We start from the raw sequence: 21,598 nt of genomic DNA on the forward strand, positions 1-21,598 counted from the left end.
TCCCAGCCGTCGCAAGAGACGGCACCGTGCGCGTGCGCCGAATCCTGAAGAGGAACCGGGGAACCACCACTTGGGGTGAATCGGGCCCTTCCGCACCCGTGCGGCAGCGCTCGTAGGAGACCTTCCTGCTCCGAACCCGTCAGCTAACCCGGTAGGCGAGAAGGAAGGAAAGGAGTACGCCTCCGTGGCGTCCAACACCCCTGCCCCCGAAGCCCCCTTCCATGCGTTCGGTGCCTCGGGTGCCGCCGGGACGGACGACGACGCGACGACGTGGGGGGAGTGGAACCCCACCGAGGATTCCCTCCGCCAGCAGTCCCGCTCCGGCGGACGTCACCGTGTCGTGAAGCAGCGCTCCAACTTCGCCCGGTCCTCCACCGTCCTCGGCGTCGGTGTCATCGCGGCTGTCGGTGCGGGCGGCATGGCCACCGCGCAGGACAAGCCGCCGGTCTCCATATCCCTTCCCGACCTCGGCCTCCCGCAAGCCTCCGATCTCCCGGGCGTCGGCGAGCTGATCTCCGACGGCGACGAGGGCACGGACCCGGACTCGGGCACGAACAACCCCCAGCCGCTCACCGCCTCCCTCGCCCTCCCGGCCGAGGCGACGGGGGTGTCGGACGGCTCGGCCACCCCCGTGTCCGCCGCCTCGTCCACCGCCGACGCCGGCGAGGCGCTGCGCGCCCGCATCCTCCAGCAGGCCGAGCAGCAGCAGGCCTCCGCCGACGCCGCCGAGAAGGCCGCCGCGGAGAAGGCGGCGGCCGAGAAGGCCGCGGCGGAAGCGGCCGCCAAGGCGACCGCGGCCGAGCAGGCGGCGGCCGAGGCCAAGAAGAAGGCCGAGGAGGAGGCGGCGGCCAAGGCCGAGGCGGAGCGCCTGGCCAAGCTCGCCGCGAGCTACGCCATGCCCACCTCCTCGTACTACATCTCCTCCACCTTCGGCCAGTCCGGCTCCATGTGGTCCTCCGGCTACCACACCGGCCTCGACTTCGCGGCGAGCAGCGGTACCCCGGTCAAGGCCGTCCACGGCGGCACCATCAAGTCGGCGGGCTGGTCCGGCGCGTACGGCTACCGCATCGTCCTGGAGCTGGAGGACGGTACGGAGATCTGGTACTGCCACCTGTCCTCGATGACGGTCGGCGTGGGCCAGTCGGTCGGCACCGGCGAGACGATCGGCCGCGTGGGCGCGACCGGCAACGTGACCGGCTCGCACCTGCACCTGGAGGTGCACACCGCGGGCGGCGAGGGCGTGGACCCGGCGGCCTGGCTGCGCGACAAGGGCCTCACCGTCTGACGGGCACCGGCCCGGTGAAGCCCTAACTGCGGTACGGGTTGTAGCCGCCGTAGTCGAGGTACTGCGGCGGCGCCCACACCTGGCCCGTCGCCCGCGCCGCGTAGGTGAGCGCGGGCGAGGCGACCGGCTTGCGCTGCCACAGGTGGTGGAGCAGCTCCTGCTCGCGGGCGGTGAAGTCGGGGCCCGCCGCGCCGCGCTGGGCCCGGTGGCGCAGAAACGCCAGGGTCGTGGCGAACGCTTCGTACTCCCCGACGGCGGTGGCGGCCGGCCGGCCGTACGTACGGGCCGCGAAGTCGCGGGCCAGCGAGCGGGCCCGCATGGAGGAGAGGGCGAGCGGTTCGGCGGGGGAGAGCCAGCCGGCCGCCGCGTACGCCGGGAGCTGCCCGGATATCGTCCGCAGCTCGCGCTGCCGGCTCCATATCGCCAGCCAGGTCAGCAGGGCGAAGGCCGGCACCATGAACATGCCGTAGACCACCAGGAAGCCCCAACCGCCGAAGACCGCCGAGCCGTTCCACAGGGCGTGCATGCCCATGGCGAGGACCAGGCCGGCCAGCGGCAGCAGGATCCGGCGGACGCGCCTGCGGCGGGCGGCGAGGGCGGCGAAGCCGAAGCCGAGGCCGGTGAGCACGGTGAAGAGCGGATGCGCGAACGGCGACATCACGATCCGTACGAAGAAGGTCCCGGCGGTCAAGGAGCCGAGGCCCGAGGAGCCGAACTCCTGGTCCTCCCCGAAGGCCCTGCCGAGATAGAGGATGTTCTCGGTGAAGGCGAAACCGGTGGCGGTGAAGCCGGCGACGACCACGCCGTCGACCGGACCGGTGAAGTCCCGTCCGCGGAAGAGGAAGAGCAGCAGCACGGCCGCCGCCTTCGCGCTCTCCTCCACGACCGGCGCCACGACGGTGGCGCCGAGCGTGTCCGCGGAGGCGGGGTCGGCGGTGGAGGCCGCTATCCAGCGGACCGCGAACGTGTTGGCGGTGAGTGCGACGAGCGCGGCGGCGAACGCGCCCCACGCGAAGGCGAAGAGCAGGTTCTTCCACGGACCCGGCTCGACCCGGTCGAGCCAGCGGAACGCGGCCATCAGCAGCGGCACCGGCAGGACGGCAAGACCGAGGCCGACGAGGAAGCCCTCGGTGCCCGTCTCCTCCCGTACCAGCGCGAGGATCACCAGGGCGCACAGCGCGAGGAGCGTGATCACGGCGACGGCCCGGACCACCTTGCTGCGCCAGAAGGCGCGCCGCGGCTTGTAGCGCCACTGCGCGCGGTCGGGCACGGCGGTGAAGACCGGCTCCTCGGTGTCCCGGGCGGGGACGGGTACGGGGTTCGACACGTAAGCGACCCTAACGAGCCGTACTGACACCCCGCGAGGGAGTTCTCTTTCCTGTGGAAAAGGCCGGGTTACTTCCTGTGGAAAAGCAGGTCGTGCACGACGTGACCCTTGTCGAGGCCCTGTCCCTCGAAGCGGGTGAGGGGCCGGAAGGCCGGTCGGGGCGCGTAGCCGCCGTCGGCCTGGGTGTTCTCGAAGTCGGGGTGGGCGGTGAGCACCTCGAGCATCTGCTCGGCGTACTCCTCCCAGTCGGTGGCGCAGTGCAGGACGGCGCCGGGCTTCATCCGGGTCGCGAGCAGGGTGAGGAACTCGGGCTGGATGAGGCGCCGCTTGTGGTGGCGCTTCTTGGGCCAGGGGTCCGGGAAGTAGACGCGGCAGCCGTCGAGTGCCTCGGGGGCGAGCATCTCGCGCAGCAGGATGATCGCGTCACCGTTGGCGACGCGGACGTTCTCGAGCCCGCCCCGGTCGGCGAGGCCGAGGAGATTGCCCTGGCCGGGGGTGTGGACGTCGACGGCGAGGATGCCGGTGCCCGGGTCGGCGGCGGCCATCTGGGCGGTCGCCTCGCCCATGCCGAAGCCGATCTCCAGGACGACGGGCAGCCCGCCGAACATCTCGTCCAGGTCGAGGACCCGCTTGCCGTCGATGTCGAGGCCCCAGTCGGGCCAACGCTTGAGCAGCGCCTCCGCCTGACTGGTGGTGACGCGGCTGCGGCGGGGCTGGAAGCTGCGGATCCGCCGCTCGTAGTGCGACCCGGCGGGATCGGGCAGGGGACCTTCCCCTTCGGCGAACCTGCTGCTGCCCCGCTGGGCGACGACGGGCTCGACGGCGGGGTGCGTGGCGGTTTCTCGAGACTCAGACACAATGACCCGATTCTACGGGGCCCGGCGGGTGCCCGCCCGGGTCACAGCCGCGCCAGGGCCCTCGACGCCACCTCCCGGCCGATCGGGAGGCTCGCCGTCGCCGCGGGGGACGGGGCGTTCAGGACGTGGACCGTGCGGGGCGCCTCGCGGATGAGGAAGTCGTCGACCAGCGTCCCGTCCCTCAGGACGGCCTGGGCGCGGACGCCCGCGGGCGCCCGGCGCAGCCCGGACTCCTCCACCACCGGCAGCAGCTTGCGCACCGCCTCGGTGAAGGCCCGCTTCGACAGCGAGCGCCGCAGCTCACCGGCTCCGTACCGCCAGTGCTCCCGGGCGATCTGCCAGGAACCGGGCCAGCTCAGCGTCCCCGCGAGCTCGCCGGGCCGGACGACCGACCAGCCGTACCCCTCGCGGGCAAGGGCCGGGACCGCGTTCGGCCCCACGTGGACGCCGCCGTCGATGCCGCGGGTCAGATGGACGCCGAGGAACGGGAACGCCGGGTCGGGGACCGGATACACCAGGCCGCGGACGAGCGAGGGGTCCGCCAGCTCGTAGTACTCGCCGCGGAAGGGGACGATCCGCATGCCCGGGTCGTCGCCGGCCAGCCGGGCCACCCGGTCGCAGTGCAGCCCCGCGCAGTTCACCATGACCCGCCCGCGCACCACCGTCCCGGCCGCCGTGCGGACCGCGACGCCCCACGACCGCCGGTCGATCGCGGTGACCTCGGAGCCGTACAGGATCCGGGCGCCGGAGGACTCGGCGAGCTGGGCCGCCACCGCTCCGTAGTCGCAGATGCCGGTGGTGCCGACGTGGATCGCGGCGAGGCCCCGCACCCTCGGTTCGTACGCGCTGATCTGCGCGGGCCCCAGCTCCCGCACCGGGATGCCGTTCTCCCGGCCGCGCTGCACCAGGGCGTGCAGCCGGGGCAGCTCCTCGCGCGCGGTGGCGACGATCAGCTTGCCCGTGACCTCGTACGGAAGGTCGTACTCCGCGCAGAACTTGATCATCTCGGCGGCGCCCGCGACGGCGAAGCGGGCCTTCAGGGAACCCGGCCGGTAATAGATGCCGCTGTGGATGACTCCGCTGTTCCGCCCCGTCTGGTGGCGGGCCGGGCCGGGCTCCTTCTCCAGGACGGTGACGCGGGTGCCGGGCGCGGCGCGGGTCAGGGCGTACGCCGTCGACAGACCGACGATCCCACCGCCGATCACGAGCACGTCACAGTCAAACACCAGCGCCACCTCCCACCCCGATAGTGCACTGGCCCACTGACAATGCCGCTAAACCTGGTGGGACACGCGTCACGCCGGTGGGACACGTCTCACGCCGGGGCCATCAGCAGCGGCCGGGCCCGCTCCCTCAGCTCCATGACCCGCGGCTCGTCGCCGTACGGCTCGAGCCGGTGCAGGAGATCCCGTACGTACTCGGTGGTGCGGGCGGACGAGATGCGCCCCGCCACCTCCACCGCGCGCGTGCCCGCCGCGCAGGCCGCGTCCAGGTTGCCCGACTCCAGCTCGGCGACCGCCGAGACGACGAGCCGCAGTCCGTGCGAGCGGACGAACTCCTCCGTCGGCCGGGACAGCGCCTGCTCGGTGAAGCGGCGCACCTGGCGCGGGGCCTTGAGGTCGCGGTAGCACTCGGCGGCGTCGGCGCAGAACCGGTCGTACGAGTAGAAGCCCAGCCAGGTCGGGTCCGGGTCGCCCTCGCGCGAGCGCTCCAGCCAGCCCTCGGCGGCCTTCAGCGCGGCCGCGGCCGCCGCACCGTCGTTGGCCTTCGCGTGGGCCCGGGCCTCGACGAGCCGGAAGAAGGACATGGTGCGGGCGGTGGCGAGCCCGCGGTTGCGTTCGAGGGCGGCCTGGGCGAGGTCCACGCCCTCGTCGGCGAAGCCGCGGTAGGTGGCCTGGAGGGACATGGAGGCGAGGACGTAACCGCCGAGCGGGACGTCGGCGGCGGCGCGGGCGAGGCGCAGCGCCTGGATGTAGTAGCGCTGGGCGGCCTCCTGCTGGCCGGTGTCGAAGGCCATCCAGCCGGCCAGCCGGGTCAGTTCGGCCGTCGCGCCGAACAGGGCCCGGCCGACCTCGTCGGAGTACGCGCCCAGCAGCAGGGGTGCGGCGTCGACGCGTAAGCACTCCGGCACCATCGAGGAACGCCAGTCCCCGCCGCCGTACTTGGAGTCCCAGCGGCGGGCGTCCTCGGCGGCCTCGCGGAGCTTGGCGACGTCGCTGTGCCCCACGCGCGCGTGGCTCCCGGTCTCCGGCCCCTCGGCGGGCTCGTCCTGGCCGGCCGCTCCGGGGACGGGTCCGGGGGCGCCGCCGGGCCGCCGCACCAGGCGCTCCACGGAGGAGTCGGCGGGGGTTATCAGCCAGCGGGACGCGGGGGTGGCGTACGCGCTCACGGCGAAGGAGCCGGCCAGCGACTGCCAGATCCCGCCACCGCCGGCGCGCCGGCCCGCCAGATCCAGCCGGTACAGCTCGGTGGCCGAGCGGACCGCCTCGCCCACGTCGCGGGGGAAGGCGAGGCCGACCTCCGGCGCCGGGTCGGCGTCGGCGAGCCCGATCTCGTGCAGCGGCACGGGACGGCCGAGCTTCTGGCCGATCGCGGCGGCGATCAGATGCGGGGCGGCGCCCTGCGGCACCATGCCCTTCGACACCCAGCGGGCCACCGACGTCTTGTCGTAGCGGAGCGTCAGCCCGCGCTGCGCCCCGAGGTCGTTGACGCGCCGGGCGAGACCGGCGTTGCTGATTCCCGCGAGGGCGAGAACCGTGCCGAGCTTTTCGTTCGGCCCGCGTTGCTCCCTGGACATGACGCCACCCCTCGACAACCCGAACGGCCGCCACGACGCCGGGCATAGGCGTGCGGCATTCGTAAACACAGCGTAGTTCGCCGCATCCCTACCGTTAAGGGGCGGAGTTCCGTATGGCGGGATTGTTGTGTGAACAGACGGATGGGCGACGGTTGGCGTAGAGGCGTCGGTCGGAGCGGTCTCCGGGGCGGCCTCGGGGTGGGGTGGCGTCGGGTGGCGCACGCCGGGCGAGTCACCCGGCGCGAAGGCCGGCCGTCGCCTGGTACACGGCTCGGCCGCCGCCCGGCGCGCGGCGCGGACCTCGGGTGCGGCCGGTGACGCGTGCTCCGCCCGTGTGGCCGTGCGCCCGGCCGTGCGCTCTCGCCCGGCCGACCGGGGGAGCGCTTCCATGGGTGCCGCGTGGGTCGGCCCGCCGGTTGTTGGCCGGTGGGCTGGGGGACACCGTCGCCCCCCTCCCCGAGGGCGGCGGACGGCTCCGGGAGGCGAAGAGCGCCTCCCGGACTGCCGATGGTCCCGGACGTCGCCGAGATTGGCCGAATGACGACGGTTGTCGTATCGGCTTCAACTGGCCAATGCCAGGGGCGCATTCGCCTTTCGCGTGTGCGACCCCGGAGCCCCGCCTGTGCGCTCTTGTCGTGGCAGCATGTTCCTCCACTGAACTACGTGGAGGCGCCGATGCGATGGCTGGTGGGCTGGAGCAGTGTCGCCGCGAGCTTCGGAAAGGCCGGCGCCAGGGGCTCGGCCGGTGCCGCGGGCGGTGCGGCGGGCGGCTTCGCGGGTGGCCACGCGAGCTCCATGACCGGCTCCATGGCCGGCGCCGTGGGCGGGCCGGCGTCCGAGGGGCGCACGGTGCAACCGGTGGGCGCGCAGCTGCTCTGGGGTGACCCCGATCCGCTCTGGGCGGTCGGCGACTGGCGCCCCGACGAGGTCCGCGTGATCGCCGTCGACGCCCACACCCGCCTCGCCGTCCTGGGGTGCTGCGCCGCGAGCGACGAGGAGCTGCGCGTCGGGCTCCTCACCGCGCGCGGCGGCGCCCTGCGCCATCTCACCGCCTGGGCCGGCAGCTACACCGCCGTCGTCCAGGTCGGCCGCCGGATCACCGTCACCGGCGATCTGGCGGGCGCCCGGCCGGTGTTCCACACCCCCTGGGCGAACGGCACGGCGTACGCCACCGCCGCCCTGCCCCTGGCGGACCTCGTCGAGGCCCAGCTCGACATCGGGCACCTGGCGGCGCTGCTCGCCTGCCCGGAGAGCCCGGAGGCGCTGCGCGACTCCACGCCGTACGAGGGTGTGAAGCGGGTGCCGCCCGGCCACGCGCTGATCCTGCGCGAGGGCTCGCGCGAGATCACCGGGTACGAAGCGGTGGCCTCGCTCGCGGTCGCCGCGGCCGAGATCGAACCGAGACGGGCGGTGGAAGGCGTACGGGACGCGCTGGTCGACGCCGTACGGGCCCGGCTCACCGCGCCCCGGCACGCGCCGGAGTCGCCGCTGCCGGACCCCGGCCCCGTCCCGGGCATGGGGCCCGCCGAGCGGCGGGCGGCCCGGGGCGGCGGCCCCGCCCCCGGCATCGGGGCGGACCTGTCCGGCGGCAGCGCCTCGGGCACGCTCGCCCTGCTGGCGGCCGGCCTCCCGGGCGTTCCCGGGACGATCCTGGGCCACGGCACGGGCGCCGGGGAGCGGCTGCTCGCCGTCACGTTCAACGACCTGGCGACGCGGGAGGGTTCGGGCCGCGAGGAGGAGCTGGAGCGGGCCCGGGCGATCGCGGCGAACCCCCGGCTGCACCATGTGGTCGTCGCGGCGGGCGAGGAGGCGCTCCCGTACGCGGAGCTCGACGGGCCGCTGACCGACGAACCGGGACCCTCCCTCGTGGTCGCCGACCGGCACCGGCGGCGCCTCGCCGGGGGCAGTGCGGACCACTTCACGGGCCTGGGGGCCCGCCAGGTCCTGGACGCGCACCCCGCGCGCCTCGCGGACCTGCTGATGGACCGGCGGCGCAGGTCGCTGGTGCGTCCCGTGGCGGCGCTCGCGAAGGCCACCGGCCCGTCGGCGGGCTCTCTCCTCGTCCCCTTGACCGTCTACCGCGCGGCGCGCCGCCTCGCCCGTACCCCGTACCGCACGGGACTGGAGGCGGCCGCGGCCGGGCTCCTCGAGGCCAACCGTCCGGCCCCCGGGGCCTTCGGCCCGCTGGAGGCGTCGCTCTCGGCCCTGACCTGGTCCCGACCGGGGCCCGCAGCCCGCTGGCTGACGGGCGAGGCGCTCGCTGAAGTATCGGTTCGCCTGAACCGGGCGGCGACCCTGCCGACCTCGGTGCAGCGGCCGGGGGAGGCACGCGCGCGTGCGGCGCTCGCCCGGGCGGCGAGCGACCACCGCGTCCTGGAACAGGCGGCGGAGATCCGCAGCCAGCGGCTGCACGCGCCCTTCCTGGACAACCAGGTCGTACGGGCCTGCCGGGCCCTCCCCGAATCGCTGCGGGTCCAGCCGGACGCCCGGGCGAACGTCCTGCGCACGGTCCTCGCGGGCGCGGGCATCCACGACCTGCCGCCGGGCTGGGGCGCCCCGAACACCGCCGTCCCGGCCTCGGCCTCCCGCGCGGGCCTGCGCGCCGCCCTCCCAGACCTCATGGCCCTCTTCGACGCCCCGCTCCTCGCCGACGCGGGCCTGATCGAGGCGCGCGTGGTCCGCAAGGCCCTGCGATCGGCCTCCGAGGGCGAACCGGTCCCCCTGGACGGCATCGCCGACCTCGTCTCCACCGAACTCTGGCTCCGCCGCCTCCTCGCCCGCCGCGGCAGCTGCTGGACCGGCAGCGAGGCCCCCCGCCAACGGGCCGTCCCGGGCCCCCTGATCCCCTCCTCACGGCGCTCGCTCCCGGCGTGAGGGCCGGCCACAAGCCGGGGACGCCCGTGCCGCTTCCCCACCCCCTTTCCTCACCCCCTCGGCTTCGAGCTCGACACCGCTGAGTTGTGACCGGGGGGAAATCTCCGGGCGGACGGTACGGGCCCCAGGGACAATGGCTCCCGTGCGGTACCTCATCCTCGGCGTCAGCCAGGTCCTCGACCCCCAGGGCAACCCCCTCCCCCTCGGCGGCGCCCGGCTGCGCGCGCTGCTCGCCGCACTCGCGCTCCGCCCCGGCCGCCCCGTCGCCGTCACCGACCTCCTCGACGACGTGTACGACGGTGAACCCCCGCACGACGGCCCCGCGGCCCTCCAGGCCCTCGTCGGCCGCCTCCGCCGCGCGATCGGGCGGGAGGCCGTCGAGTCGACGCCGGGCCCCGGTTACCGGCTCGTCGCCGACCCCGACGACGTCGACGTGTACGTCTTCGAGCGCCACGTCCGCGGCGCCGGCGCCCGCCTCGACGCCGGAGACCCGGAGACCGCCGCCACCCTCCTCCGTACCGCCCTCGGCCTCTTCCGCGGCCCCGCGCTCGCCGATCTCCCCGAGCACGCGCGCGTGGGCCCCGAATCCCGGCGACTCGCCGCCGTACGGCAGCGGATCGAGGCCGACCTGCGGCGCGGCGCCGTCGACGGGCTCGTACCGGAGCTGACCGAGCTCACCGCCGCGTACCCGTACGACGAAGGCTTCCGCGCCCACCTCATACGGGCCCTGCGGGACGAGGGCCGGCAGGCGGACGCCCTCGCCGCCTACGAGGACGCGCGCCGCGCTCTCGCCGAAGGGCTCGGCGCCGATCCGGGCGCCGAGCTGGCCGCTCTCCACCGGGAGCTGCTCCAGCCGCCCCCGGAACCGCGGGAGACGGGAAACATCCGGCCCCGCCTCACCTCCTTCGTCGGCCGCGAACCCGAACTCGCCGCCCTCCAGGTCGACCTCAGCCACTCGCGCCTCGTCACCCTCACCGGCCCCGGCGGCTCCGGAAAGACCCGCCTCGCCGAGGAGGCGGCCGCCGCCTCCACCCGCCCAGGCGCCCAGCCCGGCGCCCACACCGGCCCGCGGCCCGGCACCTCCCCAGAAGCCCGCCCCGGCCCGCGGCCCGGCACCAGTCCCGGCGCCAGCCCCGGCACCCGCCCAGGCGCCCGCCCGGACACCGCCCCCGCCTGGCTCGTCGAACTCGTCCCGCTCGACGACCCCGAAGCCGTCCCGGGCGCCGTCCTCTCCGCCCTCCGCCTCCGGGAGATCCATCTGATCACCCGCGATGGCCAGCCCCTCCAGGACGACCCCACCGCCCAGCTCGTCGAACACCTCGCCCACCGCTCCCTCCTCCTCGTCCTCGACAACTGCGAGCACGTCATCGACGCGGCCGCCGCCCTCGCCGAGACCCTCCTCACCCACTGCCCTCGCCTGCGCATCCTGGCCACCAGCCGCGAACCCCTCGGCGTCCCCGGCGAGGCGGTCCGCCCGGTCGAACCCCTGCCGCCCGACCCCGCCCACCGGCTCTTCGCCGAACGCGCCCGCGCCGTACGCCCCGGCTTCGACCTCGCCGACGACATCGCGGCCGTCGACGAGATCTGCCGCCGTCTCGACGGCCTCCCGCTCGCCATCGAGCTGGCCGCCGCCCGCCTGCGCCTGCTCACCCCACGCCAGATCGCCGACCGGCTCGACGACCGCTTCCTTCTCCTGACCTCCGGCAGTCGCACCGTCCTGCCCCGCCAGCAGACCCTCCGCGCCGTCGTCGACTGGTCCTGGGACCTCCTCGAACCCGACGAGCGGACGCTGCTGCGCCAGGTGTCCGTCTTCGCCGGCGGCTGGGACCTCGCCGCCGCCGAAGCCCTCGCGTCCGCCGCGACGGACGGTGCCGTCCCGAACACCGCCGACACCCTCGGCGCGCTGGTCGACAAGTCCCTCGTCGTCGCCTCACCCACCGACGACGGCGAGATGCGCTACCGGCTCCTGGAGACCATCCACGAGTACGCCGTGGAGCGCGCCGCCGAGACCCCCGCCCTGCTCGCCGCCGCCGAGGCCGCCCACACCGCCCACTTCACCGCCCTCGCGGAGGAGGCCGAGCCCCGACTCCGCTCCGGCGAACAGCTCCCCTGGATCCGGCGGATCGAGACCGACCTCGACAACATCCGCGCCGCCCTCCACCGCACGGTCGTCACCGCGCCGGACGAGCCCGCCGCCCACCGACTGGTCTTCGCCATGGGCTGGTTCTGGTGGCTGCGCAACTACCGCGTCGAGGGCCTGTCCTGGGTCGAGCGCACCGTCCGCATCGGCACGGACCCCGACGATCCGGACGACGCCCGCTACTGGCCCCGCATGCGGCTGCGCATGCTGCAGTTCTTCCTCGCGGCGGAGAGCCGCACGGTCGGCGACCTCCACGACGACCCCGGGACCGCCGCGCTGGTACGGCGGGTGCGGGACGCGTTCGGCGGCCACCGCGGGCCCCAGTCGGCGTACTTCCCGGGGTTCCTGTGGCCGTTCACGGCGTACCTCACCGAGAAGCCGTCCGAGGTCCGCGCGATGCTCGACGCCTCCGTGGCGAACTGCCGCGAGCACGGCGGCGAGTGGGAGATCGGCGTCAGCCTGATGTTCCGTACGCACATGGTCGTCGACATGCCCGGCGGGATGACCGGCGTCGACGAGGACCTCGCCGAGCTGCGCGTCCTGTCCCGCAGGGTCGGCGACCGCTGGATGCGGGCCCAGGTGGCGAGTGCCGCCGCCGAGGCGAACATGATGCGGGGCCGGTACGAGGAGGCGGGTGAGGCGTACGAGGAGGCCCTCGGCCTCGCCCGCGAGGTCGGCGCCCACGCCGAGGCGCCGTTCCTGATCGCCCGCCTCGCCGAACTCTCCTACCGCGCCGGAGACATGGAGGCCGCCGAGCGGGGCCTGGACGAGGCGTCGGCGGAGGCCGCGCGCCATCACGTCCACGACACGCAGACGTTCGTCTGTCTCATGCGCGCGGCGATCGCCCTGTACCGCGGCGATGTGCGGGGCGCGCGCGACCGGCTCGAGGAGGCGGGCCGGCTGGTCGTCACCGGCACTCCGCCGCCGCACTTCCAGGCGGTGATGGCGGGTTGCGAGGCCCGGGTCATGGCGCACGAGGGCGGGGGCGCGGCGGCGGTCGCGGCGGCGGCCGGCGCCCTGCGGGTCGCGTGGGAGGCGCACTGCGCCGACTTCTTCAGCGCGCACCTGGCCGACGGAGTGGCGTCCGCGCTCGCTCTGGACGGCGAACTCCCGCTCGCCGTCCGGATCGTGTCCGCCGTCGACACCTGGCGCGCCGGCACCCCGCGCGCGGTGCCGGAACGTCACGAGGTGGAGGCGCTGCTGGCCCGGGCCCGTACCGAACTGGGCGAGGAGGCCGTCACGTCCGCGTACGCCTCCGGCGCCCACCTCGGCATCGGCGAGGTGGTCGCCCTGGCGGAGTCCTACGCGACGACCGCGACGCCCGCGACGCCCGCGACGCCCGCGACGCCCGCGCCGGGGCCGGCGAGCGCGACGACCGCCCAGTCCGTGCGGGCGGTCCCGCCGCCGTCGCTCAGGCGCAGCTGATCCGCGACTGCGCCCAGTCCGCGACGGCGGCCCGTCCGAACGGCGTGTGCTCCTCCACCACCAGCCGGACCGTCCTCCGCCCGGAGAGCGGCACGTGCACGGGGATCGCCGGGTCGCCGGGCCTGACCACCTCGGAGCGCCAGAGCCGTTCGTCGTCCCCGTAGACGGAGAAGCGGACGCCGCCGACCCCGAGCGGCGCGCTGAGGTCGTCGATGCCGACGATCGCGTCGTAGGCGGCGCACCGGCGGTTGAGGTCGATGGTGAGCGAGGACGGCGCGTGCACGCTCACGCCGTGCGCGTACGGAGTGCCGCCGATCGAGAGTCCGTCGCGCGCCCACATCCAGCTGCTGTCACCGAGGCGTACCTCGGGCTTGGTGCCGTCGCCGAGGACGCCGTAGTCGAGCCGGTTGACCTGGTAGACGGCCGGAGCGGGGGGCGGCGGCTTCGGCACGGTCCTCGACGGGCTGGGCGTCGGCTTCGGCTCGGGCGCCGGCGGGGGCGGGGTCGGCTTGGGGCTCGGTTTCGGTGTGGGTTTCGGGGGCGGCGGGGTCGGCTTCGGTTCCGGGATGGGGGCGGGAGGGGCCGGGGCCGGCGGTGGTGTGGGTCTCGGTTTCGGCGGCGGTGTCGGCTCCGGCGGTACGGAGGGGGCGACGGCCGACGGCGTCGGTGCGGGCTTCGCGACCGGCTGCGGGTCGCCGGACAACGCCCACACCAGGCCGGCGGTCGCGGCGACGGCCACCGCGGCGGCGAGGCCGGCCTTGGCGGGGGCGGCGAGACCCTCGGCCGCGGCGGCGGACGAGGCACCCGCCGTGCTCGACGAACCGGCGCCCGTGGCCGCGGCGGCGCCGGCTCCGGCCGCGCCCGCGACTCCGCCGGCCACCGCGCCGGCGGCCTTGAGCGAGTAGCCCGCGGCGAACCAGCCGATGACGGCGATCGGCAGCAGCGCGGGGATGCCCGCGTTGACCTGTGCCAGCTCACCGGCGGCGAGGTGGCACTTGGCGCACTCCTCCAGGTGTTTGCGCAGTCCGCGCTCGGCCCGCATCCGCAGCCCGCCGCGCGCGTAGGCGCCGAGCCGGTCGGCGTAGCGGGCGCAGTCGCCGCCGGCCGTGAGGGACTGGCTGACATGGGCCTGGAGGTAGGCCTGCTTGAGGCCTTCGCGGGCCCGGCTGGCGAGCACCGCGGTCGCGTTGGCGGTCAGCCCGAACAGCGGGGCGACGTCGCTCGGCGACTCCTCCTCGACGGTGGTGTGCCACAGCACGGCCTGCCACCGCTCGGGCAGCGAGCGGAAAGCCTGCAGGGCCAGCGACTGCTCGGCCTCGTGCATCGCCCGGACGTCGGCGCCGAGGTCCAGGCCCGCCCCGAACGACTCGGTGCGGTCGGAGACCTCGGACATACGGGAGGCCTGGGCGGCGAACACCGCGAAGTCCTCGACCAGGTGTTCCCGCTTCTGGGTCCTCGTCCAGTTCGCGGCCACCCGCCGCACCGTGGTCAGCAGATAGGCGCGGACGGCGTGCTCGGGCCCCGCCCCGCCCCGTACCGCCTGGAGCGTGCGGGCGAACACCTCCGCGGTCAGGTCGTCCGCGGTGTGCGCGTCGCGGCAGCACGTCCTGGCGTACCGCCGCACGGCCTCGGAGTGCCGGCGGAACAGCTCCTCGTACGCGCTGTCGTCGCCGTCCCGCATCAGCTGGACGAGATCGGCGTCGGCGGGCGGCAGTTCGCGCGGCGGCGGCAGTACGGTCCCGGTCACGTCGGCGTCCGGGTCACGCTGCTGCGGCACGCTCGGGTCCGGCGGAGCGCTCCCGTCGCCGGGAGCGCCGGGAGCGCCGGGCGCGCCGGGAGCGCCGGGTGCGGCTTGTGCGCCGGAGGAGCCTTGGGGGCCGCCCTGGCTCGGTACCTGCTGGAAGGGCAGGCCCCCGGTCTCCGCGGCACCCCCGCTGCTCAGCGGCTCGTCACGACCGTCACCGCTCATCGCGCAAGCCCCCGTACGCACGCTCAGACCCGAACACCGGCCAAGAGTGCCACAGGGAGATCGCGTGCCGAACCCACGCGTCCACTTACCACTCGTCCGGGGCGACTTCCCGTATCCGGGCGTAACCGCTCGCCCGTTCGTGGCATGCTCCGGGGCCCGCCCGGACCGCCGATCCGCCGCCCTCCGCGCCCCGGAACCCGTCGCTACCGGGACCGCAGACCCTCCAGAAGGATGTCGAGGAGCCGGGTCGAGGCCGCCGCCTGCTGCGCCGCGTCCGGCAGCGCGGGCGCCGCCGTGGCGATGACGAGAAGGACGTCCGCCACGGTCACGTCCGGCCGCAGCTCACCCGCCGCACGGGCCCGGTCGACCAGCCGCCCGACGACCTCCAGGAGCTCCGCCGCCCCGGCGTCGTCCTGCTCGGCCCCCGGCACCGCGCGCGGTGCGACCACCCGCGGCTCGGCCTGGTCGGCGAAGCCCCGCTGGTGCGGCACCCGCGCCTCGTCCTCGCCGCTCCGCGACGCCGGCGTCACCGCGTCGACGAGGACGCTGTCGTCCACACCCACGCGCAGTATCTGCGGCGGCAACAGCCGTCCCGCACCCGAGGCCACCGAGGTCCGCAGGAACCGGGAGAGCGCCGACCACGGCTCCTCCTCCTGCCCGAGGGCCGTGCGGGCCTGCTCGGTCAGCCGGGAGGTCTCCTCCTCGGCTATCCGGCGCACCAGCACGTCCTTGCTCGGGAACCGGCGGTAGACCGTGCCCACGCCGACCCGGGCGCGGCGCGCCACGTCCTCCATCGGCGCCCCGTAACCGAGCTCGCCGAAGACCTCGCGCGCGGCGCGCAGGACATGCTCCAGATTGCGCTGCGCGTCCACGCGCAGCGGTGCCGACCGGCCGATCGCCGTCGCCGCTCCCGTACGTCCGTCGACCGAGCCGTCCGCCGTCCCGACAGCCGTCTGCCAACGCGAATCCCGCATGTGCATAAGCGTTCCCCCGCTCATGATGTCTCCCCCCGGAGACTTCCCCGCCCTGACACGGGGCTCCGGTCCGGCCCGCGCTCTGGTCCACGCGCTGCCATCCGATACCCCGACGAGGTACGAACATAGTTGAGTCGGGGTCAATTCAGAAGGGGGAGTTCCGTCCGGTGCGCCCCCCGATCGGAGCAAGGACCGGAACTCTCCCGATTCTGACCCCCCACCACGTCCCCCACGCTGGCTCTGACCTGGGCACTTCCCGCCGCGCCCCCCTCGCGCGCCACCCCACGCCCCCGCGCTCCGCCGGTCACACAATTTGCCGGGCCTGTGGACAAACCCCGGACGGCGTTGCGTCATGGGACAGTGACCGAACCTGTGCGCGTTCTCGTTGTCGGCGGTGGCTACGTCGGGATGTACACCGCGCTGCGCCTGCAGCGGCAGCTCAAGGCCGAGCTCAGAAGCGGTGCCGCCGAGATCGTGGTGGTCACGCCCGAGCCGTACATGACGTACCAGCCCTTCCTCCCCGAGGCCGCGGCCGGATCCATCTCGCCCCGCCATGTCGTCGTGCCGCTCCGGCGCGTCCTCGGCAGGTGCCGGATCGTCATCGGCGAGGTCCACGCCGTCGACCACGCGAAGCGCACGGCCACCCTCTCCACCCTCGCCACCGAGGAGGAGGGCACCGGGAACATCCAGCTCACCTACGACGAACTCGTCATCGCACCCGGCTCGATCTCCCGCGCCCTGCCCATCCCCGGCCTCGCCGACTACGGCATCGGCTTCAAGACCGTCGAAGAGGCCATCGGACTGCGCAACCACGTCATCGAGCAGATGGACATCGCCTCCTCCACCCGCGACCCGGCCCTGCGCGACGCCGCCCTCACCTTCGTCTTCGTCGGCGGCGGCTACGCCGGCGTAGAGGCGCTCGCCGAGCTGGAGGACATGGCCCGCTACACCGCGCGGTATTACCACAACATCAAGCCCCAGGACCTGAAATGGGTCCTCGTCGAGGCGACCGACCGGATCCTGCCCGAAGTCGGCGAGGAGATGGGCCGGTACGCCATCCGCGAGCTGCGCGCCCGCAACATCGACGTACGGCTCGACACCCGGCTCGAATCCTGCGAGGACCGCGTGGCCGTCCTCAGCGACGGCACCCGCCTGCCCACCCGCACCGTCGTGTGGACGGCCGGCGTCAAGCCCGCGCCCCTCCTCGCCGCCACCGACCTGCCGCTCAACGAACGCGGCCGCCTCAAGTGCACGGCGAAACTCACCGTCGAGGGCGTCGAACACGCCTGGGCGGCCGGAGACGCGGCCGCCGTCCCCGACATCACGGCCGGAGAACCCGGCCGCGAATGCGCCCCCAACGCCCAGCACGCCGTACGCCAGACCAAGGTCCTGGCCGAGAACATCACCGCCTCCCTGCGCGGACAGCCGCTCAAGGAATACGCCCACGCATACGCCGGCTCGGTCGCCTCCCTCGGCCTCCACAAGGGCGTGGCACATGTCTACGGCCGTAAGCTCAAGGGCTACCCGGCCTGGTTCATGCACCGCGCCTACCACCTCAGCCGCGTCCCGACCTTCAACCGGAAGGCCCGCGTCCTGGCGGAGTGGACCCTCTCCGGCCTCTTCAAACGCGAGATCGTCTCGCTCGGATCGCTGGAACACCCACGCGCCGAGTTCGAACTCGCCGCCGCACCCCCGCCGCCCAAGAACGGCCCGACGTCCGCCTGACACCGATGTCAGTGCGGTCCGTCACACTGGACGTGTGACCATAGGTGGGCTCACACCTGCACAGAGTGACTCAGCACGGCCGACGACACCACGAGGCATACAGATCCGTGAACTTCACCCGTTGGAGCGCCCGGCTCCCCGGCACACAGCGCCGTACGGCGGCGCGGGGGACCGAAGGCTCCGTGCCCGCGGCCCGCGGGGAGTACGAGCAGCAGTTGGAGCCCCCGTCCGAGGAGATCCCCACCCTGGAGGACTTCTCCGTACGGGAGATCATCGGCCGTCTCCCCGGCCTGGTCGCGCTCGCCCACGGCCCCGACCACCGCATCGCGTACGTCAACGACGCGTACGCCGCCGCCTTCGGCCCCCGCCCCGCCGGGGCGACCGTCGCCGACGCCTGCCCCGAGGCGCACGAACTGGGCCTGCTGCCCCTCATGGACCAGGTCCTGCGCAGCGGCAAGCCCCGCACGGTCAAGTCCCGCAAGACCCAGGACGGCGGCTCGTACACCGTCACCTGCCTCCCCGTCGACTCCCCGCGCTTCGACGGCGGCGGCGTCCTCGTGCACGCCGCCGACGTCACCGACCACGCCGAGGCCGCCGAGCGGCTCCGGGCCAGCGAGCGCCGGCACCGCGAGACCGCCGTCACCCTCCAGCGCTCCCTGCTCCCGCAGGAGCTGGAGCAGCCCGACGACCTGCGGATCGCCGCCACGTACCAGCCCGGCGGCACCGACGCGGCCGTCGGCGGCGACTGGTACGACGTCATCACCCTCGGCGCGGGACGGACGGCACTCGTCATCGGCGACGTGATGGGGCGCGGCGTGCGCGCCGCCGCCGTCATGGGCCAGCTCCGCACCGCCGTCCGCGCCTACGCCCGCCTCGACCTGCCCCCGCACGAAGTGCTGCAGCTCCTCGACGGCCTCGCCGCCGAGATCGACGCCAGCCAGATCGCCACCTGCGTCTACGCGGTCCATGATCCGAACGAAGGCAGGCTCGTCTACGCGTCGGCCGGCCACCTCCCGATCCTCGTCAGAGACGAGGACGGCTCGGTGCGCCGCGCCGAGGACCCAACAGGCCCCCCGCTCGGCACCGGCGGCTGGCTCCACACCTCCGGCACGATCGCCCTGCCCCCCGGCTCCACCGCCGTCCTCTACACCGACGGCCTGGTCGAACGCCGGCGCGAGGACATCGACGAGGGCGTCGCCGCCCTGGAGCGCGCCCTGTCCGGCGCGCTCGGCACCCCGCAGGTCGTCTGCGACCGGCTGCTGCGCTCGCTCGGCGTGACCGCCGAGCACGACGACGACGTGGCGGTCCTGGTCGTCCAGCACCCCGCCCGTACGGGAGCCAACGCCGAGCTCTTCCACAACGCCGCCCTGGAACTCCTCGGCGGCGTGGAGGCCGCGCCACGCGCGCGTGCCTTCGCGTCCGGGGTGCTGGCCAGCTGGCGGTTCCCGGTCGAACTGCGGGACCTGGGCGTGCTCGCCACCAGCGAGCTGGTGGCCAACTCCCTCAAGCACGGCACCCCGCCGATGCGGCTGCGCCTGCGCCGCACCGACCGTCGCCTGATCATCGAGGTCACGGACGGGGACGACCATCTGCCGCGCCGCCGCAGGGCGGAGACGGAGGACGAGGCGGGCCGCGGGATCTCGATCATCGCGACGATCGCCTCGTCCTGGGGCAGCCGCCGGACGCCGGGAGGCGGCAAGGCGGTCTGGTGCGAGTTCGCCCTGCCGGACCAGCCCTCCCGGACCAGCCCCGCCGGCTAGGCGGCGGCCGTCTGCTTCTCCGGCACGTGCTGCGCCACCACCCGTGAGGTCGCGGCCAGGGACGGCTGGTCCTGCGCCGGCGTGAGCTGCTTGCCGAGCCGCAGGGCCAGGAAGGTGATCCCGAGCGAGAAGAGCACGAAGGTCACGATGTACGGCCCGTGCAGCGCGGCCCCCATGGGCCCGCCCACGGCCGGACCGACGGCCAGCGCGAGCTGCTTGACCAGCGCGAACGCCGAGTTGTACTGCCCGACCATCGCCTCCGGCGCCAGATCGGCCACCAGCGGCGCCACGGTCGGCGACAGCATCGCCTCACCGAGCCCGAAGAGGGCGTACGTGGAGATGAAGGCCGCGGTCGCCATGGTCTGGCTGCCGTGCCCGAGCCCCGCGTACCCGGCGATCACCCACGCCACGGTCCAGATCAGACCGACGGCCGCGATCACCCGGGTGCGCCGGCGGCGCTCGACGAACCTCAGCACCACGAACTGGGCGAAGACGATGACGGCCGTGTTGGCGGCCAGCGCGATGCCCAGCGTCGACGGCTCGATCCCGGCGGCCTCGGTGCCGTACGCCGCGAGACCCGACTCGAACTGCCCGTAGCAGGCGAAGAAGAGCACGAAGCCGAGGACGCAGAGCTGCACCATCGCCTTGTGGCGGAGCAGCGCCCGGACCCCGCCGCCCTTCGACGCGGCGGGCCGAGCCCCCTGGAGGGCGGGGGAATCCGGCATCCGCACGGTGAGCACGATCCCGCCGAGCACCAGGAACATCACCGACTCGATCGAGAAGAGAAGGAGGAAGCTGCCGGGCCGGCTCTCGTCGACCAGCTGCCCGCCGATCAGGCCACCGATACCGAGCCCGAGGTTCTGCAGAAAGAACTGCATCGCGAAGGAACGGGTCCGGCCGGCCGGTTCCGAGCACCACACGATCATCGTCGCGAGCGCCGGCTGCATGACGGCCGTCCCGGCACCCAGGAGCGCGGCGGAGCCCACGACGGCGGCCACGCTGCCCGAGAGCCCCATGCCGAGCGCGCCGAGAGCGGCGAGTACGGCGGCCACGAGGAGAACGGGAACGGGCCCGCGCCGGTCGATGGCGCGCCCGCTGAACGGCAGGACGACGAGTGCGGCCATGGCGAAGACGGCCAGCACACCGCCGGCCGTGGTCGCGCCCAGATCCCGAACCTGGGCGACGTACACATAGAGGTACGGAACGGTGAAGCCGAGTCCGAACGCGCTCAGCGCGCTGCCTGCCTGGATCCGGCGCATCGCTGCACCCATCGCCTTGGTCACACTCACCCACTTCAAGAGAGGGCTTCAGGCTTGTAGGCCTGAGCCCTGAAGACTTCAACACTAAAGTTCGATGCTTAACGATACACATGGAAGGACTTCAACGCCAACGGCTCCCGTGGGATACTCCCCGCATGTCCGACACCCCCGAGCAGTCCGGCGCACGCTCCCCGCAGGAGCCGAGCCTCGACGAGCAGATCGCGGCCTATCAGCGCGAGTTCCGTGACCTCGACCCCCAGGTCGAGAAGGTCGTCTCCGCCCTCGGCCGGCTGAACCGCCGGATGAACGTGGCCTACGGCCGCCAGGTCGCCGACCTCGGCATCAGCAACGCCGAGTGGGAGGTCCTCAAAACCCTCGTCCTCTCCGGCGCCCCCTACCGCCTGGGCCCCGGCGAACTGGCCAAGCGCCTCGGCCTCACCCCGGCCGCGATGACCCACCGCATCGACCGCATGGCGGGCGAGGGCCTCGTCACCCGCGACCGCGACGAGAACAACCGCGTCCGGGTGATCGTGGAGCTCACGGACGAGGGCCGCTCGAAGTGGCTCGAGGCGATGCGGATGGCGACGGACTTCGAGGAGGAGCTCCTCCAGGACCTGTCGAGCGAGGAGCGCGGCCTCCTCGGCGAGATGCTGATCCGCCTGCTCCGCCGGGTCGAGCACACCCAGCCGGACGCCGGCGGCCGCCTGACGGACCTCGACTGACGGACCTCGACTCGCGGCCGAGGGGGCGGGGTTGACACACCCCCGAGTGATCCGTAGTGTTCTCCGAGTTGTCACGGGGCCGGAACGGTTCTGCGACAGCCACTCCCGCCGCTGATGCGGCAACTCATCTCAGCACGACCTCCCGACCGGGACGAATTTCGGCATGCCGAAATTCATTTCGAAAGACTCGATTATGAGTCGCCGGGAGAACCCGCTAGAGTTTGAGCGTCGGAACGGCCCAACAGCCGCAAAGACAACTCCCGCTGACTGGGAATCGGGCCCGAAAGGATCTGATAGAGTCGGACCCGCCGGAAAGGGAAACGCGAAAGCGAAGAACAGACCGGCAGCCCGCTCCAGCGGGTGGCGGAAACGGAAAACGGATCTGCTAGGCTGGAAACACGAAAGACCGAAGGGAAAAGCCCGGAGGAAAGCCCGAGAGGGTGAGTACGAAGGAAGCGTCCGTTCCTTGAGAACTCAACAGCGT

13 protein-coding genes and 1 riboswitch are annotated in these 21,598 nt (G+C 73.9%); of the genes, 6 read left to right on the forward strand and 7 right to left on the reverse strand.

Annotated elements, in window-relative coordinates; translation table 11 throughout:
- The first annotated feature begins 25 nt into the window (after window positions 1-25).
- Window positions 26-173, forward strand: a riboswitch (cyclic di-AMP (ydaO/yuaA leader).
- 11 nt (window positions 174-184) lie between these two features.
- Entirely contained in the window at window positions 185-1,285 is a 1,101-nt protein-coding gene (locus ACF06X_RS29905; protein ID WP_392290415.1) for a M23 family metallopeptidase, read from the forward strand.
- 22 nt (window positions 1,286-1,307) lie between these two features.
- Here the strand turns inward: ACF06X_RS29905 and ACF06X_RS29910 are convergent, their stop codons facing one another.
- From ACF06X_RS29910 to ACF06X_RS29925, 4 genes are all read right to left on the reverse strand, one after another.
- The gene (locus ACF06X_RS29910) at window positions 1,308-2,612 is read right to left on the reverse strand and encodes a PrsW family intramembrane metalloprotease (RefSeq protein WP_392290416.1); all 1,305 of its coding nucleotides are present in this window, start codon (window positions 2,610-2,612) and stop codon (window positions 1,308-1,310) included.
- Window positions 2,613-2,680: 68 nt separating this feature from the next.
- Complete coding sequence (trmB, locus tag ACF06X_RS29915) at window positions 2,681-3,469, reverse strand: tRNA (guanosine(46)-N7)-methyltransferase TrmB (RefSeq protein ID WP_392290417.1); 789 nt, start codon at window positions 3,467-3,469, stop codon at window positions 2,681-2,683.
- Between the two features lie 41 nt (window positions 3,470-3,510).
- A complete protein-coding gene (lhgO, locus tag ACF06X_RS29920; RefSeq protein ID WP_392290418.1) occupies window positions 3,511-4,695 on the reverse strand; it encodes an L-2-hydroxyglutarate oxidase in 1,185 nt (394 codons plus the stop codon).
- A gap of 89 nt (window positions 4,696-4,784) precedes the next feature.
- Complete coding sequence (locus tag ACF06X_RS29925) at window positions 4,785-6,266, reverse strand: MFS transporter (protein ID WP_392290419.1); 1,482 nt, start codon at window positions 6,264-6,266, stop codon at window positions 4,785-4,787.
- 675 nt (window positions 6,267-6,941) lie between these two features.
- Between ACF06X_RS29925 and ACF06X_RS29930 the strand changes: the two genes are divergently transcribed.
- A complete protein-coding gene (locus tag ACF06X_RS29930) occupies window positions 6,942-9,140 on the forward strand; it encodes an asparagine synthase-related protein (protein ID WP_392290420.1) in 2,199 nt (732 codons plus the stop codon).
- A 142-nt stretch (window positions 9,141-9,282) separates the two neighbouring features.
- Window positions 9,283-12,705 carry a BTAD domain-containing putative transcriptional regulator gene (locus ACF06X_RS29935; RefSeq protein ID WP_392290421.1) on the forward strand — a complete coding sequence of 1,141 codons (3,423 nt, stop codon included), beginning with the start codon at window positions 9,283-9,285 and terminating at the stop codon, window positions 12,703-12,705.
- Here ACF06X_RS29935 and ACF06X_RS29940 read toward each other — a convergent pair.
- Together ACF06X_RS29940 and ACF06X_RS29945 are read right to left on the reverse strand one after the other, a co-directional pair.
- Window positions 12,692-14,674, reverse strand: coding sequence for a sigma-70 family RNA polymerase sigma factor (locus tag ACF06X_RS29940; protein WP_392290422.1), 1,983 nt, complete (start codon window positions 14,672-14,674; stop codon window positions 12,692-12,694). The two genes, ACF06X_RS29935 and ACF06X_RS29940, sit on opposite strands and share 14 nt — an antisense overlap.
- Before the next feature lie 203 nt (window positions 14,675-14,877).
- Window positions 14,878-15,654 (reverse strand): TetR/AcrR family transcriptional regulator, encoded by a 777-nt coding sequence (locus tag ACF06X_RS29945; RefSeq protein WP_392290432.1) that lies wholly within the window; start codon window positions 15,652-15,654, stop codon window positions 14,878-14,880.
- A 402-nt stretch (window positions 15,655-16,056) separates the two neighbouring features.
- On the opposite strand from ACF06X_RS29945, the gene ACF06X_RS29950 reads away from it, so the two are divergent.
- On the forward strand, window positions 16,057-17,373 hold the full coding sequence (locus tag ACF06X_RS29950; protein WP_392290433.1) for an NAD(P)/FAD-dependent oxidoreductase: 1,317 nt from the start codon (window positions 16,057-16,059) through the stop codon (window positions 17,371-17,373).
- Window positions 17,374-17,480: 107 nt separating this feature from the next.
- Window positions 17,481-19,133: a SpoIIE family protein phosphatase gene (locus tag ACF06X_RS29955; protein WP_392290423.1), complete on the forward strand. Its 1,653-nt coding sequence runs from the start codon at window positions 17,481-17,483 to the stop codon at window positions 19,131-19,133.
- Here the strand turns inward: ACF06X_RS29955 and ACF06X_RS29960 are convergent.
- Window positions 19,130-20,404 (reverse strand): MFS transporter, encoded by a 1,275-nt coding sequence (locus ACF06X_RS29960; RefSeq protein WP_392290434.1) that lies wholly within the window; start codon window positions 20,402-20,404, stop codon window positions 19,130-19,132. The two genes, ACF06X_RS29955 and ACF06X_RS29960, sit on opposite strands and share 4 nt — an antisense overlap.
- A gap of 143 nt (window positions 20,405-20,547) precedes the next feature.
- On the opposite strand from ACF06X_RS29960, the gene ACF06X_RS29965 reads away from it, so the two are divergent.
- Window positions 20,548-21,114: a MarR family winged helix-turn-helix transcriptional regulator gene (locus tag ACF06X_RS29965; protein ID WP_392290424.1), complete on the forward strand. Its 567-nt coding sequence runs from the start codon at window positions 20,548-20,550 to the stop codon at window positions 21,112-21,114.
- Window positions 21,115-21,598 lie beyond the last annotated feature (484 nt).

The organism is Streptomyces sp. NPDC015346, assembly GCF_043078785.1.
Taxonomy (GTDB): Bacteria; Actinomycetota; Actinomycetes; order Streptomycetales; family Streptomycetaceae; genus Streptomyces.

What these genes read in the sequence shown, in the direction of transcription:
- ACF06X_RS29965 (WP_392290424.1), top strand. Translation starts at nt 20,548, where the DNA reads ATGTCCGACACCCCCGAGCAGTCCGGCGCACGCTCCCCGCAGGAGCCG.
- ACF06X_RS29930 (WP_392290420.1), top strand. Translation starts at nt 6,942, where the DNA reads ATGCGATGGCTGGTGGGCTGGAGCAGTGTCGCCGCGAGCTTCGGAAAG.
- ACF06X_RS29925 (WP_392290419.1), bottom strand. Translation starts at nt 6,266, where the DNA reads ATGTCCAGGGAGCAACGCGGGCCGAACGAAAAGCTCGGCACGGTTCTC.
- ACF06X_RS29960 (WP_392290434.1), bottom strand. Translation starts at nt 20,404, where the DNA reads ATGGGTGCAGCGATGCGCCGGATCCAGGCAGGCAGCGCGCTGAGCGCG.
- ACF06X_RS29945 (WP_392290432.1), bottom strand. Translation starts at nt 15,654, where the DNA reads ATGCACATGCGGGATTCGCGTTGGCAGACGGCTGTCGGGACGGCGGAC.
- ACF06X_RS29940 (WP_392290422.1), bottom strand. Translation starts at nt 14,674, where the DNA reads ATGAGCGGTGACGGTCGTGACGAGCCGCTGAGCAGCGGGGGTGCCGCG.
- ACF06X_RS29950 (WP_392290433.1), top strand. Translation starts at nt 16,057, where the DNA reads ATGTACACCGCGCTGCGCCTGCAGCGGCAGCTCAAGGCCGAGCTCAGA.